Source organism: Prevotella sp., assembly GCF_036570325.1.
In the GTDB taxonomy this organism is placed as follows: domain Bacteria; phylum Bacteroidota; class Bacteroidia; order Bacteroidales; family Bacteroidaceae; genus Prevotella.
In genome coordinates this window covers 164,899-180,625 of record NZ_DATCYK010000056.1, presented here as the reverse complement: position 1 = coordinate 180,625, position 15,727 = coordinate 164,899, and the positions used below count along the sequence as shown (strand labels likewise).

At 44.7% G+C, this 15,727-nt stretch carries 10 protein-coding genes and 1 pseudogene; 3 read left to right on the top strand and 8 right to left on the bottom strand.

From position 1 onward, the window contains the following. Nucleotides 1-2 precede the first annotated feature (2 nt). The 4 genes from VIR50_RS04755 to VIR50_RS04740 all read right to left on the bottom strand — a co-directional run bounded on the left by VIR50_RS04755 (nucleotide 3) and on the right by VIR50_RS04740 (nucleotide 3,019). Complete coding sequence (locus tag VIR50_RS04755; protein WP_331933990.1) at nucleotides 3-1,250, bottom strand: hypothetical protein; 1,248 nt, start codon at nucleotides 1,248-1,250, stop codon at nucleotides 3-5. A 24-nt stretch (nucleotides 1,251-1,274) separates the two neighbouring features. Next, entirely contained in the window at nucleotides 1,275-1,808 is a 534-nt protein-coding gene (locus tag VIR50_RS04750; RefSeq protein WP_331933989.1) for a hypothetical protein, read from the bottom strand. Nucleotides 1,809-2,201: 393 nt separating this feature from the next. Then, on the bottom strand, nucleotides 2,202-2,501 hold the full coding sequence (locus tag VIR50_RS04745; protein ID WP_331933988.1) for a DEAD/DEAH box helicase family protein: 300 nt from the start codon (nucleotides 2,499-2,501) through the stop codon (nucleotides 2,202-2,204). A gap of 17 nt (nucleotides 2,502-2,518) precedes the next feature. After that, nucleotides 2,519-3,019, bottom strand: coding sequence for a helix-turn-helix domain-containing protein (locus VIR50_RS04740; RefSeq protein WP_331933987.1), 501 nt, complete (start codon nucleotides 3,017-3,019; stop codon nucleotides 2,519-2,521). Between the two features lie 1,055 nt (nucleotides 3,020-4,074). On the opposite strand from VIR50_RS04740, the pseudogene VIR50_RS04735 reads away from it, so the two are divergent. Beyond that, nucleotides 4,075-4,296 (top strand): annotated as a pseudogene (locus VIR50_RS04735) (DegT/DnrJ/EryC1/StrS family aminotransferase); the annotation flags it as partial. Nucleotides 4,297-4,447: 151 nt separating this feature from the next. Here the strand turns inward: VIR50_RS04735 and rfbC are convergent. After that, nucleotides 4,448-5,017 (bottom strand): dTDP-4-dehydrorhamnose 3,5-epimerase, encoded by a 570-nt coding sequence (rfbC, locus tag VIR50_RS04730; protein WP_331933986.1) that lies wholly within the window; start codon nucleotides 5,015-5,017, stop codon nucleotides 4,448-4,450. Between the two features lie 154 nt (nucleotides 5,018-5,171). Between rfbC and VIR50_RS04725 the strand changes: the two genes are divergently transcribed. Together VIR50_RS04725 and VIR50_RS04720 are read left to right on the top strand one after the other, a co-directional pair. Beyond that, the gene (locus VIR50_RS04725) at nucleotides 5,172-8,165 is read left to right on the top strand and encodes an FAD-binding and (Fe-S)-binding domain-containing protein (RefSeq protein WP_331933985.1); all 2,994 of its coding nucleotides are present in this window, start codon (nucleotides 5,172-5,174) and stop codon (nucleotides 8,163-8,165) included. Next, nucleotides 8,162-10,684 (top strand): endonuclease MutS2, encoded by a 2,523-nt coding sequence (locus tag VIR50_RS04720; protein ID WP_331933984.1) that lies wholly within the window; start codon nucleotides 8,162-8,164, stop codon nucleotides 10,682-10,684. Before VIR50_RS04725 ends, VIR50_RS04720 begins: the two co-directional genes overlap by 4 nt. Nucleotides 10,685-10,702: 18 nt before the next feature. Here VIR50_RS04720 and mfd read toward each other — a convergent pair whose 3' ends face one another. The 3 genes from mfd to VIR50_RS04705 form a co-directional block, all read right to left on the bottom strand. Next, complete coding sequence (gene mfd / locus VIR50_RS04715) at nucleotides 10,703-14,134, bottom strand: transcription-repair coupling factor (RefSeq protein WP_331933983.1); 3,432 nt, start codon at nucleotides 14,132-14,134, stop codon at nucleotides 10,703-10,705. A 3-nt stretch (nucleotides 14,135-14,137) separates the two neighbouring features. Beyond that, nucleotides 14,138-14,887 carry a polyprenol monophosphomannose synthase gene (locus VIR50_RS04710; RefSeq protein WP_331933982.1) on the bottom strand — a complete coding sequence of 250 codons (750 nt, stop codon included), beginning with the start codon at nucleotides 14,885-14,887 and terminating at the stop codon, nucleotides 14,138-14,140. A gap of 75 nt (nucleotides 14,888-14,962) precedes the next feature. Then, nucleotides 14,963-15,721 (bottom strand): lysophospholipid acyltransferase family protein, encoded by a 759-nt coding sequence (locus tag VIR50_RS04705; RefSeq protein ID WP_331933981.1) that lies wholly within the window; start codon nucleotides 15,719-15,721, stop codon nucleotides 14,963-14,965. Nucleotides 15,722-15,727: the final 6 nt, after the last annotated feature.

The window sequence follows — 15,727 nt, the reverse complement described above, 5'->3', positions numbered from 1 at the left end:
GTTCATTGTAAGATAGTTGGTTGGCGACTGTAGGAAAATGGCATCCCAGTCCTTTTCTGTTCCTTTCCGTTATCCCAATAGTCACCAGATATGCAGTTTTCCAAGTCTTTGGGAATTACATATTGTAGATTCGCACCAGCCTTAAAACTTCCATATGCGGATACGAGCATGATCTTGGCATTCTTGTCCTCCTGCAATTTCTTTAGTATGCCTTCCTCTACTTCTTCCATATCTTTGGAGAAGTGTAAATGTTCATTTCGCCAATCTGTGGGTAGCTCATCTTCAAATGGTTCTTCGTATGATCCATCGATAAGACATGCGAGAATATTATATTGCTGACTATCTTTGTCACCCGTCCTATTCTGGAAGAACAACATGCTGTGAATATCCTCGTGCTTAATAAAGTTATGGTATGTCTCAATGAACTGTAATAGGCGGTACATTTGGAACGACAAATCCTTCATGTCCTTGACAGAATTCTCCAGAGATTTTCTGGTGAACTTGAACCATCTTTCCACCAGACCATCCTGCATTGCCTTTTCTGAAAACATTTCTTTATAGACATCAGGTAGGGTAAGCTGTGTGACACTTGAAGCTTCAAGCTGCTGATATTTGATTGGAAGGATTTCTACTTTATGATTTTCCGGATAGGTTGCATCCGACAAATTATCAAATATGTTCATCTGCTCCTCCGAGAGTGTATAAACCTTATTGCCAAGTACCTGTTTGATATATCTTATATCGCGATTGCTGACAATAGAGCCGCTAGAAGCTGTTGCTGAACATAGCACCACAGAAGAAGAACCTGAATTGACAAGGTCAATGAAGATTTTTTCTGGGGTATTCTGTATCTCACGGCATGAAAGACGAACACGATGCTGATTGTCTCGTTCATCTATTTCTTCTTGAAACAGCTGCACACCCTGTGAATAGACAGAGAAGTCGGGAAGTTTGATGTCTTCACCGTTATGCCTGACAGAAATATTCTTTCGATTTGTAATAAATTCATTAATCTGCTGCTCAAACTGATATTCAGACGTGGTCTCAAAACGAGAAAACAAAGTGTGGATCTCTCGTTCTAGGGTAGGCCAGCCAAGATAGATGTTCTTGACTTCCTTGTTTTCTCTAATATCGTTCTCAGCCTGCTCAAATCGGTCACGGCTCTTCTGCAAGGCATCAGTGATAACCTTGCGAAGGTGCGACTTTATGGTTGTGGTATTGGTTACTACCAAAGAAAGGAACTTACTCATCGAAACAACGACGTCGTATTGATTCTACAAAACGTCTTCGTTATCGCTGTGGACAAGGCGTAGATGTCGGTCGCCTTTCTTGTGACAGATAAAAGACTCGCTCTTGTCTTTTGATTGGGATGAAATATTCAGTTTGAAGGTCGGACCGGAAAAGAACACTCCTCTACGATAGGTTTCCAAGTCTTCTATGTTTTCAAGGAATATGTTTTTATATGGCTCTATCTTTCCAATCTCATTTTCCCATCTGGTTTGTGTCTTGTTCTTTGCAGAGCGGAGACTATCTTCCAATTCGTTGCCATAATAGTTTGTTGATACGTGCTCGGGATTTTCTATCAGAGAACGATACTGCAAATACCCATTATATCCTTTGGCGAATCGTCTGGCTCCGCCAGAACTTTCAATTGCTTGGTCTATGATTGTACTACGAATTGCTGTAGCGGCTTGATCTGACTCGTCAAATAGTATGAGAGTCCTCTTCTTTTTATCAGAAAAATCTGCAAGACGTATCTTCTCGGAGAGAATAGGGGCAATCCCGTACATGGCTTTGTGTACGGTCATAAGGAGCACCTTCTTGTCATTATATTCGACCTGAGGATATACTTTCGATAATGCAGGAACTGGTGGAGTATATCTTTTACCTTAATCTGTTTCTTTTGCTTGGTTCGTTCTAGATGCCTTTTATAAGTATCAAAGAATGATCGGACACTATTACGCAATGCAGCTTCGCCTTTCTCAATTTCACTATTGAGATAGTCGCTTTTGGTATTTGCGCTGTCTTGCGTCTTGATTAGTCCTGCCAGACCATCATATATCTTCTTTGTCCGACCATAGCCGTACTGAAGCTCCTTGACATTATAGCCTTGACTTTTCTGTTCGCCTATAACATAATAGACTTTATCAAGAAACTCGGTAAAATGGTTATTGCGTACAGCATTTGCTATGACATCCGAATTATTTCTCAATGACCATCTTCTCATCTGGTCTAATTAAGGAATCTTCTTTATACAGGAACTTTTCTATTTCACTGTTCATTCCTTGGACCAGTTTGGTCTGGACACACAGTATGATTATCCTGTCAAAATATTTCGGGTAATATTGACATGTGAGTTTACCTATGGTATATGATTTGCCGCCACCTGTTGCAATGTCACAGATGTGTAGTCCTGGCGTAGTGTAGGACTTGAATATGCTTTCAACGTGTTCACCGAGTTGCTCTTTATAACTTCTGTCCATGGTCTGTCGTTCTTTCATTGGTTGTTGGTTTGGCATCACATTGCATCATATATTCGCATCGATGATGGCTTTTCGTTTCTAGGCTCCTTGAAATTGATCTGAACGTCTGCATCAAGATAATAGGCTATCTTATTGAGAGTATCAACGCCTACTGCATGTTTGCCTTGTTCTATCTTCGAGAAGTTGGACGGATCTATGCGTGTCATGAATGCAAGTTCACGTGCAGACATTCCTTTAGCTTCCCTAAGTTCACGAAGTCTTTTGCCGATTCGTCTGCGTTGGGCTTCTATTGGAGTGACGACGAAATCAAATATCATACCCATTAACAATCGATCAACGGCACATACAGAAACAAAGTTCATTGCTTCTGTACAGGTGTCTGTTGACTCAAAGGCATTGCGTACGACATCAATGACTTTTGACTTATCTTCGTCGGTTTTAGCAGGAACCACTCGAAGGTAACCAATAAGTTCTTCGCCTCTCTTGGTAACAACCTTTAGCTGTTCGTCGTTTATGAATTCTACAATTGTGCTCATAAGAATTGAATTTTGACTGTGCAAAGGTAATAATAAAATTTGGAATATGGTATAATATACCCATGTTATTTATACCTTTTGATTAAAATCTAGCTGATGTGCTATACAAACCGAACAAAATGCCTGGTACACATATTATAATCTCGTGCGCACGCGCGCGTGTGCCATTTTACCCTCGGTGAAGGAAGTGTTCATAGACCATTTTCAAGCAAAATTTAGGCTATCAAAAGTACGATTTTTAATGCCCCGGGTAACAAACGATACACGGTTTTGCGAAAAAGTGGCAATTTCGGGTATTTATCGATGCCAAGTAACAACCAATAGCATTACACAATGTACACACGAATTTCTGTACAATCTTTACCCATTGACCAGCTCTATCTTCTATCTGAATTAGCATGGAAATCCATCCTGAAATCAACTCCGTCCATAGCCGATCTGTAGCTATTCCTAACGTTACTTTCGCCATAATCCGTATAGGCGCAAATTGACTCTTGTTTTTATCAGAAAATGCCGTTGTATTTTATTACGCAGACTGTTTTCGTTCGCTCTTGTAAGCCGTCATAAATGATATTGGTTTTATCGAAATATTTATTACCCCAAACCAGTCTCCGTAATATTTTGTTCTTTTTGCTGTCACGGAACAAACAGTACTTAATGCGTTTATAACAGTCTGAATATGAATATAATACACATTCGTTGACTACACTTTTTATGAATACAAATGCTTAAAATTCAGCCCTTTTGAAAAATTACTTTTGAAATTGCCACCATTGTAAAAATCATGAGCCAGTTTTTGAAAGGTAATATTTTGACCGCTTCTGGTGATGCTCCAGGATGCATCTTTTTTGAGATGATTATCAGAGGTACCTGAAATAGCTCGAAAAATGGCAAAAGAAACAAAATAGGAACGGTTATGGGGAAACCAACGGAAACTAGATGATAAACGACACCCTTTTCACAATGTTTATGCACCCTCAATATTAGCCTAAATCCCTCGTTTGTTTTCCTTTTGCTCTATTTTGTTTTCCTCTCTCGGGAGGGGTTTATAAAGTAACGTAGAGGCTCTCCGAGTATATATGCTCGATAGAAAGATAGAAGCCCGCCCGGTATGGAAACCTATGCACAAACAACCGGTTTACCAAAACGCTCCTGCTTATGTAAATGGCGTTTCGGAAGCTATCTTCAAAGTAGGCATGTGCCTGCCCGCAGGTCCGTATGTCAGTGATGATGACATACATTATATTGTAGATACGATTAAAGAGGCTATCCTTTAACCACGCAAAAGCTGCTCTTTGAGCTGCCTAAAGCTATGCTTTCAGAAGCCAATAGCTATGCTTTTGCGGCTTCAAACGATTCATCCGGTATTCAAGAGTCACGCTACTCTGAATACCGGATGAATCGTTTTTACTAATAGCTCACCAACTTTCACTCATAACATTTGCCAAAATCAAAGGGGCTATCGAAGTCTTTGAGGCAAACGTGGTGACGATCTTTCTCCGATAAAATAATCTTATCAGAAGGGATTTGCCAATTTATGGCCAAATCAGGGTCGTCAAAGGCAATGGCACCTTCGGCTTCAGGATGATAAAAATTGTCACATTTATACTGGAAAACAGCCGTTTCGCTCAAGACAGAAAAGCCATGGGCAAAGCCACGAGGGATGAAAAACTGACGATGATTGTCCTCGGTCATCTCACAACTCACCCACTTTCCATAGGTTGGTGAACCCCTACGAATGTCTACCGCCACGTCGAGCACGGCGCCACGGATGACCCGCACCAACTTACTTTGGGCATAAGGTGGCCGCTGAAAATGAAGCCCACGCAGCACACCATACGAGGATCGGCTCTCATTGTCCTGACAAAAATGGATGGTCCGCACCTCTTTATCGAAATCACGTTGGGAATAGGACTCAAAAAAATACCCCCTATCATCGGTGAACAAACGCGGTTCAATGATGACAACTCCCTCTATATCGGTCTTAATTATTTTCATCTTTTTAACGATTTGCACGACAAAGATAACATATATCCCAAACACATGCAACAAAGACTATGGAAAATACGTATTTAGCTCACGTGAAATGATAAGTGTATGGAAAATAATCTGTACTTTTGCAATAGTTTATGAACTATTTGAAGGGAATCCTATGGAAGCGTTACGCTATGATCTATTCTTAAAAGATGTCCAACTTTTCGTGGACAAAAAACAAATCTACACCGACGAACTACGAACCTTTGGCTGGGGAACCGACGCCAGTTTTTATCGACTCATCCCCAAGATTGTCATACGACCGAATGGTGAGAACCAAGTCGCAAAGATTATACAGACTTGTGCCAAACACAAATTACCTTATACTTTCCGGGCTGCCGGCACTTCCCTATCGGGTCAAAGTTTGAGCGATTCCGTGCTTATTGTCGCCGGAAAGAATTGGGAAGAGTACGAGATATTGGAAAATGGAAAGAAAATAAGGCTGCAATCGGGCATTGTCGGTGGCAAAGTCAACAACATTCTTAAACCTCTTGGTAAAGTTTTTCCGCCCGATCCGGCTTCTGTTGGGAGCGCCATGGTGGGTGGAATCGTCAATAATAACGCATCGGGCATGAACTGTGGCGTGCACGCCAATAGCGACCGAATGCTTATAAGCGCACGCCTCATCCTTACCGACGGCACTATTTTAGATACGGGGAGCGAGGAAAGCAAAGCAGCTTTCAGACTTTCGCATCCCGATTTTATCAAAAAAATAGAACAACTGCGTGACAAGGTCAGGGGCAACCAAGCCTTGTCTGACCGCATCCGCTACAAATATAGTATTAAAAACGTAACGGGCTTGAACCTCCGTCCTTTGGTTGCTTACGATGATCCGTTTGACATCATAGCCCACTCCATCGTTGGTTCTGAAGGCACATTGGCTTTTCTTTCGGAAGTAACGATGCAAACGCTCACCGATTATCCTTACAAAGCCTCTGCCATGGTTTACTTTAAATCGATGCACGAAAGCTGTGAGGCCGTCGTAAAACTAAAGAAACTCATTTCGGACAGCCATGATTTGGAAGTCAGCGCGGAGAATCTCATGGTGAAAAGTGCCGAAATGCTTGACTACAAATCATTGAGCGCAGTAGATGATCCAGTATTTCTTCAATATAAAAAAGACGTGGACGAAGGCCGTATCGCCGGCATACAGCCGGGTAACTACCGCGGTCTGACAGCCGTACTGACCGAAACCAAGGCCACGACTCATGAGGCATTGGGGGCCAACATTCAAGCCATATACAATGTTTTGAATGGCTTTGAACTCTATCACCCCGCAGTGTTCACAGAAGATCCTAATATCTATGGCCAATACTGGGCTATCCGCTCGGGAATCTTCCCCTCGGTTGGTGGCACCCGACCTATAGGCACTTCCTGCCTCATAGAAGACATCGCGTTCCATATCGAAGACCTACCCCAAGCCACGGTGAAGCTCCAAAAACTCATAGCAGAGTATGGTTACGAGGACGCTTGCATTTATGGTCACGCCTTTGAGGGCAACTATCATTTCATCATTAATCAAAGTTTTGAAAATGAAGAAGAGATAAAACGCTATGAAAACATGATGCAAGCCGTGACCAAATTGGTTGTTGAGGAATTTAACGGTTCACTCAAAGCCGAACACGGTACGGGTAGGAACATGGCTCCTTTCGTGGAATACGAATGGGGCGAAGAAGCTTTTGCCATCATGAAAGAGTTGAAAAACATTTTCGACCCTGAGGGATTACTCAACCAAGGTGTTATTTTCAACGATGATCCGGCATGTTTTACCAAGAATCTCAAACCACTTCCTGAACTGAACTTCCCCTATGATAGCATTCCTGATGGCGGACATCACCTGAAGTTAGAGCGGAATGTATCATCCACGCAAGCCATGATAGAAGGTGTGAAAAAGGCCAACAAATGTATAGAGTGCGGATTTTGCGAAGTCAACTGTGTCTCTTGTGGCCATACTTTGTCATCCCGCATGCGCATAGCCGTACAAAGGGAAATAGCCAGACTTGAACTTTCGGGAGAGAATCCTGAGCGTCTGAACAAATTACGGGAGCAATACAAATACCAAGGTGATCAGACTTGTGCCTCGGATGGACTGTGTGCGACAAGCTGCCCGATGAAAATCAACACCGGCGACCTTACTCATCTTATCCGCCAAATCAACATGCTCAATAACCGCTTGGGCTATCAAGCAGGTGAATTGGGGGCCAACCACATGGCCGGAATCAAGAGCGGATTACGCGGAGTGCTCGGTTTGGCTCATTTGGGACATAACATTTTGGGCAATACGGCCATGACCGCACTCACCGAACAACTCCATAAGGCCGGTATGCCGCTATGGACCGTTGCCATGCCCTGCCCCACCCGCCAGCCTATACATCCCAAGAACCAAACCGAGCGCTTAGGTAGTGAGCTTAAAGTGGTCTACTTCCCGAGTTGTATCAATCAGACCATGGGCTTAGCCAAGGGAGCTCCGGTTAAACATACGGTGGTCGATGAAATGGTCAGCCTGATGAACAAAGCCGGTTATGAGGTAATTTTCCCACACGGGATGCAGCACATGTGTTGTGGACAAATATGGGAAAGCAAAGGCATGATGGATATTGCTGACCGCAAAAGCGCAGAATTGGAAGCGGCACTATGGGAAGCCAGTGAAGAAGGACGCTACCCCATATTATGCGACCAAAGCCCATGCTTGCACCGTATGCGCAAAGTTTTCACACGACTAAAGCTGTACGAGCCGGTTGAGTTCATCATGACTTATTTGAAAGATAGGCTTATTTTCCACCCCACCCATAAGAAAATAGCCCTCCATATCACCTGCTCCACTCGTGAAATGGGACTTACCGAGCAAATGATTGAGTTGGGCCGGCTCTGCTCAGATCAAGTTCTTATCCCCGATGGCATAGGCTGTTGCGCTTTCGCGGGCGACAAAGGATTTACCCATCCCGAAAGCAATAAATACGCATTGCGCAAGTTACGCCCTCAAATTGAGAAAGAACATATAGAAGTGGGCTACTCTAACAGCCGCACATGTGAGATTGGTTTAGAGAGCAACTCGGGCATACCCTATTTAAACATCGCCTATTTGGTGAATGAAGTGACTGAAACAAAATGATATACCCACAAAATTTTGAGACTAAAATCGGATTCTACGAGATCCGCAAAATGATAAAAGAACGTTGTCTGTCAGCACTTGGAAAAGAGCTGGTAGACAACCTTACCTTTCTTACCGAAGCAGATGTTATCAACATCCGCTTGGCTGAAATCAGAGAATTTCGCCGAATCATAGCCCAACAAGAAGACTTCCCTTTAGATAATTTTCATGATGTAAGGGAAGCGTTGAAAAGGGTCAGGATTATCAATACCCATTTAGAAGAAACCGAACTCTTCGACTTGCGCCGTTCACTTGATACGATACATCGCATCAAACGTTTCTTGGTGCCTGCCACAGAAGACGAACAGACCGAATACCCCACATTGGCTAAATTGGCGGAAGAGGTCAATACTTACCCCAATATCGTACAACGCATTGACCAAATACTCGATAAGTTTGGTCACATAAGAGATACCGCAACCCCTACTTTGCGAGACATCCGAAGAGAGTTGGCCCGTATGGAAGGCAGTATCTCCCGCACCTTATACAGCATTCTACGAACGGCCCAAAGCGAAGGGCTGGTCGATAAAGACGTTACCCCCACGCTACGTGATGGTCGACTTGTCATTCCCGTTGCTCCGGGGCTAAAGCGTAAGATACAAGGTATCGTTCATGATGAGAGCGCTTCGGGGCGTACAGTCTTCATAGAGCCTACGGAAGTAGTGGAAGCTAACAACAAGATTAGGGAGTTAGAGAGTGATGAACGCCACGAAATCATCAAGATTCTGACAGACATCACCAACAAAATACGGCCCGAAGCGCAAGACATGCTACAGTCGTATGCCTTGTTATCGCAAATCGATTTCATCCAAGCCAAAGCCAATGTGGCCATTAACATGCAAGCCTTTGAGCCAAATGTAACGGCGAATCCTCATATAGATTGGATAAGGGCGTGCCATCCTATCTTGGCAAAGACCAAGGAGGTCGTACCTCTCGACATCACTCTTAGCCGAGAAAAACATATCCTTATCATATCAGGACCTAACGCCGGCGGCAAATCCGTGTGCCTGAAGACTGTCGGCTTGCTGCAATATATGCTCCAAATGGGTATAAGCATTCCCGTTGGTGACAGGTCGCAAACCGGTATTTTCCACAATATCATGATTGACATAGGCGATGAGCAGAGTTTGGAAAACGACTTGAGTACTTACTCCAGCCATTTGCTCAACATGAAAAACATGATGAAAAGTGCCAATGATCAGACCCTTATTCTCATCGACGAGTTCGGTACCGGCACTGAACCACAGATTGGTGGCGCCATCGCTGAGAGCGTATTGGGTCAGTTTTGTAAGAAACATGCGTTCGGCGTGATTACCACTCACTATCAGAATCTCAAACATTTTGCCGATAGCCATGAGGGAGTAGCCAATGGAGCCATGCTCTATGACCGCCACGAAATGCGTCCCCTATTCCAATTGGCGATAGGTCGCCCGGGCAGCAGCTTTGCCATTGAGATTGCCCGAAAGATAGGATTGCCCGAAGAAGTCATCAATGAGGCAGCTGAAATCGTGGGCAGTGACTACATTCAAAGTGACAAGTATCTGCAAGACATTGTGCGTGATAAGCGCTATTGGGAGAACAAACGGCAGAGCATTCACCAACGAGAAAAAGACTTGGAAAGGACTATCGCCAACTATGAAGCCGAAATAGAAACGTTGGAAAAAAGCCGCAAAGAGGTTATCCGCAAAGCGAAGGAACAAACGGAAGAACTCTTTAAGGAAAGCAATAAGAAGATAGAAAACGCTATCCGAGAGATTCGTGAGCACCAAGCAGCCAAAGAAGAAACTCGTAAAATTCGCCAAGAGCTGAATGATTTTAAGGACAACGCACTGCAAAATGCCACTGACGAAAAGATAGCAAAGAAAATAGAACAAATCAAACAGCGGCGTGAGCGAAGCGAAAAGAGGAAAAAGGAGAAGACCCAACAAGAGGCTAAGGCCGCGGAAGCCATCCGTACGAGCTTAGGACAACGGGCTGAAAATCAAGCGAACAACAGAACAATTCAGGCCGGCGACACCGTAAGAATAAAAGGACTGAAAAGCATAGGCAAGGTCGAAAGTACGGACGGACGCATGGCTAATGTTATTTTTGGCGACATGCGGACCAAAATGAAGACCGAACGTTTGGAAATAGTAGACTCCGTTTCCGTGGAAGAAAATAGCTCCAATACTCATGTCGGCCTGCAAACTTACCAAGTGAGCCGCACCACACGCGACACGATTGACGCACATAAGAATAACTTCCGACAAGACTTGGACGTAAGAGGAATGCGAGGCGACGAAGCCTTGAATGCCGTACAATACTTTATTGACGACGCCATTCTTGTGGGCATGCAGCAAGTAAGAATACTTCACGGCAAAGGTAATGGTATCTTACGCCAACTGATTCGTCAATATCTTGGCAGCGTTCCCAATGTAACCCACTATCGGGATGAGCACGTTCAGTTCGGTGGAGCAGGAATTACAGTCGTTGAACTGTAATTCCCGCATCCTCAAACCTCATGAACTTTGGATTTCTTTCAACAACCGGACAGCCTCCTCCACCGAAAATATATCCTTTATGTGCATGAGCCTACGCCCTTTTATCTCTTTAAGATCGCAACGACGAGGGTGACTTGCTATAAAATTAAGAATGCGATCAAAGCTCTTACTCTTGTAATAAGCACTTAAAGGATTGCTTACAAACTGTAGATTAAGCTGACTGCCACGAAGCATAATCTTCTCACATCCCAAGCCTTTTCCCAATCGGCGAAGGAGGACTACCTGCATAAGTTCCTCTCCCGCATGAGGAATAGGACCAAAACGGTCTATCAGTCTCTGCCTATAGGCTTCGAGCTCACCATCGTCATTGATATTATCAAGCTCACGATACAACAACATGCGCTCACTGCTTCCGGGCACATAAGTATCGGGAAAATACATTTCCAAATCACTTTCAATGGCACAATCCTCCACAAACTCCCCGCCTGAAATATCATTGCCGGCAGCTATTTCCTCGGCATAAACATCATGGAACTCCTCATTCTTCAGCTCTGTAACGGCCTGATTCAATATTTTTTGATACGTTTCATAGCCTAAGTCCTCCATGAAGCCACTCTGTTCAGCCCCCAGCAGATTTCCTGCGCCACGTATATCCAAGTCCTGCATGGCCAAATTAAAGCCACTGCCAAGCTCGGAGAAAGTCTCAAGCGCCTCCAAACGGCGGCGGGCCTCGGGCGTAAGCACACTTTTAGGGGGAGACAACAGATAACAGAATGCCTTACGATTGCTACGTCCTACCCGACCACGCATTTGATGAAGATCGGACAAGCCGAAACGATGCGCGTCGTTGATAATAATGGTATTGGCGTTACTTATATCAATACCATTCTCTACAATCGAAGTAGATAGCAGTACATCGTAATCGTAATTCATGAAACCTACTACTATCTTCTCGAGTTCCTCCGGCTTCATCTGCCCATGACCGATGGCTATACGGCAATCGGGCACGTGCTTCTTGATAAGTCCAGCTATCTCCGGGAGATTGCTGATGCGGTCATTTATAAAATAAACCTGCCCGTTTCGACTCATTTCAAAGTTAATGGCGTCGGCTATCACCTCGTGCCCATAAGTCGCCAATTCCGTATGGATAGGATGGCGATTGGGAGGCGGCGTCCGTATTATGCTCATGTCCCGGGCGCCCATCAACGAGAATTGAAGGGTTCGAGGAATAGGTGTGGCCGACATCGTAAGCGTATCTACATTTGTCTTTAGCTTCCGGAGCTTCTCCTTAGTGCTCACGCCAAACTTCTGTTCCTCATCAATAATCAACAAACCCAAGTCATGCCACTTTACCGACTTGCTGATCAGCTTGTGCGTACCGATAATAATATCGATACGACCAGCCTCCAAATCACTCAACACCACCTTGGTATCTTTGGCCGAACGGGCCCTTGAGAGATAATCAACCCGCACGGGAAGATGCTTCAAACGGTCACGGAAAGTCTGATAATGTTGGAAAGCCAATACCGTTGTCGGCACCAACACAGCCACCTGCTTGCTATCGGCGGCTGCCTTAAAGGCCGCACGTACAGCCACCTCTGTCTTACCAAATCCCACGTCACCACAGACAAGTCGGTCCATGGGCCGCTTACTTTCCATGTCAGCCTTGACATCTTGCGTGGCCTTGTTTTGGTCGGGCGTGTCCTCATAAAGAAAACTTGCCTCCAATTCATGCTGCATATAGGAATCGGCACTGAAGGCAAATCCCTTCTCATGACGCCGCAGCGCGTAAAGTTTGATGAGGTCGCGTGCGATGTCCTTGATACGCTTCTTGGTCTTTTCTTTCAAGCGATCCCACGCGCCGGTACCCAAAGTAGACAGCCGTGGCGGCTCTCCCGTGTCCTGCCTGCGGTATTTACTTATCTTATAAAGCGAGTGAATAGAAACGTCAACCTTATCATTGTTCTGGTAAATAATGCGTATCATTTCCTGATAGCCTTGCTCGCCGACGGCACCCGACGGCGTAGGTAACGGCACACGGACCAAACCGCCGAACTTACCGATACCAAAATCAACGTGCACAAGATAATCCCCGGGCTCCATTTCCTGCAACTCTTTCATCGTGATGGCCATCTTTCCGGCCCGAGCCCCATCCGATTTCAAACTGTATTTATGGAATCGGTCAAATATCTGATGGTCAGTGAAATAGCAAATCTTAGCCACATTGTCGACAAAACCCTCATGAAGCGTTTTATCTATGGGTTCAAAACGTATGGCATATTTCTTCAGCGCATCGCTCTCAAATATGTCTTTCAATCGCTGTTGCTGCTTCTCGCTATCAGCCAAAACAAACAGTTGATAGCCCCGCAACTGATAGTTCTCCAGCGTTTGTGCCAATAAATCGAAATTCTTATGGAACAATGGCTGCTGCGAAATATCAAAAGAAATAGTGGAAGACGCTTCTTCGGAATTGGAAGAGCCCAATGTTATACGTTGAAAACCGGCCATATCGTGCACGAATTGGGCTGCCGTACAAAGCGACTTTTCCTTCTGCATGGAGCTGATTATTTCCTGCTGCTCCATTTCCGTGGCGTTTGCCAATTGGTCGGTAAGGGCTTGTGACGAAAAGCCTTCCTGATAAATTCGCTGAATAACGTCATGAACAAAAGAAAAATCTTTCATGACAAGCACAGCCATTTCGGGCAAGAAACTTAAAAAACTTATCTTTTCAGTGCCCAAAGAGGCTAACTCCGGCACTATCTCTATCGACTTTTTAATATCCTTCGATAATTGGTCCTGCACCTCAAACGTGCGAATGGTATCAATCTCATCGCCGAAAAAATCTATTCGATAAGGGTATTCGCAGGAATAAGAATATACGTCGAGAATGCTTCCACGCAATGCGAATTGCCCCGGTTCGTACACGTAATCAACCTCTGCGAAGCCATAATCACGCAATGAATGGACTATTTCCGTTACATTTACTTGGGCCCCACAAGCCAAGGAAAGGCGACGCTCGTCGATCACTTTTTTAGATACGACCAGCTCGGAAAGGGCTTCCGGGTGGGTCACGATAAAGGTTGAACGCCCCTTTTCGCCCTTATCGGCAGTCAACGCGCTCAATACTTCCGTACGCAAAATCTCATTCGCGGCGTCCTTTTGACCGTACTTCACGGCCCGTCGATAAGAAGAGGGAAAGAAAAAGGCCTGCTCTTGGCCGATCATTTGCACCAAGTCATGATACAAGTAGCCTGCTTCGTCAGCGTCATTAAGCACAAACAAGAATGTACGAGAAGCCTTCTTTGACAATGACGCAAAGAAAACAGAAGTGGCCGAGCCAACAAGTCCTTGCAAAAAAATGTTGCGTTGGGACTTATCTTTCAACAAATGCAAAAGGGCCCCACCCTGTGGAGCCTTTTCAAAGTTAGCTAAAATGTTATTGATTTTCATGAGTTACTGGGGCATTGCAGGGTACTTACGAATCCAACCATCGAGCCTTAGACGCATCACTCCAAAGAAAGCCTCGCCAAAAATACCACCGCTCATCTTGCTGGTACCCTCACGTCGATTCACGAAAATCACGGGAACTTCCTTTATTTTAAAGCCTATCTTAAAGGCGGTAAACTTCATTTCTATTTGAAAACCATAGCCCTTGAATCGTACTTCGTCAAGTGGTATCGTCTCCAAGACACGCCGACGATAGCAAACAAAGCCCGCGGTAGTGTCGTGAACCTTAAATCCGGTAACACACTGAACATACTTTGAGGCGAAATAACTCATCAATACGCGTCCGATAGGCCAGTTAACGACATTGACACCACTCACATAACGAGAACCGATAGCCACATCATTGCCCTCCGTATGTACCGCCTCATAAAGCCGGGGCAAGTCATTAGGATCATGACTGAAGTCGGCGTCCATCTCGAAAACGTACTCATAAGCATGTTTTAACGCCCACTTGAAACCGGTAATGTAGGCCGTACCCAAGCCCAATTTACCCGAACGCTCTATAATGAACAGCCTATCTTGGAACTCAGTCTCCATCAAATGATGCACTATCTTTGCCGTACCATCAGGACTACCGTCGTCAATGACCAATATATGAAAAGCCTTTTGCAAGCCAAATACGGCCCGTACTATTTTCTCTATGTTCTCCTTCTCGTTATAAGTAGGAATGATTACGATACTATCGCTCTGACTCATATTGCTTTATTGTTTATATTTACAAAGGTAATCCTTTTTTAGTGCATGCGATGAAACTTATCCTTAAAATTCACATTATTGGTCAGGATTTTCCACATAACCTTGATATTCCGGCACCAAACCATCCATCACGGCCCGGTAAGCCTCATCCATTGTCTGCTTTTCAAACTCAAGTCCCTTTCCCTTAGGCATTATCGGCTGATGAATTGTGAGCTTTAAGGGGTGCCATATTGCCCAACGCAAATCACGCATGCGGGGCATTACATCAAACGAGCCGTTGATTGTCAGCGGGACAACGGGCAACTGCAACTCATCGGCCAGCATGAAAGCGCCCCGGCGAAAGAATCCCATGTGCCCCGTAAACGTACGCGACCCCTCGGGGAAAACCACTAACGACATGCCCTCTTTCAAGATACGACTCGCATTAACATAAGTCTGTCGAATCTTGCTCGGGCCTCTCTTGTCCACAAATATATGATGGGCCGCACGGCAAGCCATGCCTATCAATGGAATATTTCCCAACTGGTGCTTCATCATCCATTTAAAGTTTCTATTCAGATAGCCGTAAATCAGGAATATGTCAAAGGCTCCTTGGTGATTGGCCACAAAGACATAGGACTGGCCTTTTTGCAGATTCTCCTGACCCTCGACCTTTACCGGCAGCAACAGCACTTTGATAATAAGCCACGCCCAGCACTTTCCGGGGTAATAACCCCAAAAGTGTCCGTTGCCAAGCAGGCAGCCGATGACCGTCACCAAAGAAGTTATAATAGAAGCCAACAAGATAATTGGCAGGCAAACCAACAATTGATAGACGCGATAGATAATTCTCATGATAAA

What these genes read in the sequence shown, in the direction of transcription:
- VIR50_RS04755 (WP_331933990.1), bottom strand. Translation starts at nt 1,250, where the DNA reads ATGAGTAAGTTCCTTTCTTTGGTAGTAACCAATACCACAACCATAAAG.
- VIR50_RS04750 (WP_331933989.1), bottom strand. Translation starts at nt 1,808, where the DNA reads ATGACCGTACACAAAGCCATGTACGGGATTGCCCCTATTCTCTCCGAG.
- VIR50_RS04745 (WP_331933988.1), bottom strand. Translation starts at nt 2,501, where the DNA reads ATGAAAGAACGACAGACCATGGACAGAAGTTATAAAGAGCAACTCGGT.
- VIR50_RS04740 (WP_331933987.1), bottom strand. Translation starts at nt 3,019, where the DNA reads ATGAGCACAATTGTAGAATTCATAAACGACGAACAGCTAAAGGTTGTT.
- rfbC (WP_331933986.1), bottom strand. Translation starts at nt 5,017, where the DNA reads ATGAAAATAATTAAGACCGATATAGAGGGAGTTGTCATCATTGAACCG.
- VIR50_RS04725 (WP_331933985.1), top strand. Translation starts at nt 5,172, where the DNA reads ATGGAAGCGTTACGCTATGATCTATTCTTAAAAGATGTCCAACTTTTC.
- VIR50_RS04720 (WP_331933984.1), top strand. Translation starts at nt 8,162, where the DNA reads ATGATATACCCACAAAATTTTGAGACTAAAATCGGATTCTACGAGATC.
- mfd (WP_331933983.1), bottom strand. Translation starts at nt 14,134, where the DNA reads ATGAAAATCAATAACATTTTAGCTAACTTTGAAAAGGCTCCACAGGGT.
- VIR50_RS04710 (WP_331933982.1), bottom strand. Translation starts at nt 14,887, where the DNA reads ATGAGTCAGAGCGATAGTATCGTAATCATTCCTACTTATAACGAGAAG.
- VIR50_RS04705 (WP_331933981.1), bottom strand. Translation starts at nt 15,721, where the DNA reads ATGAGAATTATCTATCGCGTCTATCAATTGTTGGTTTGCCTGCCAATT.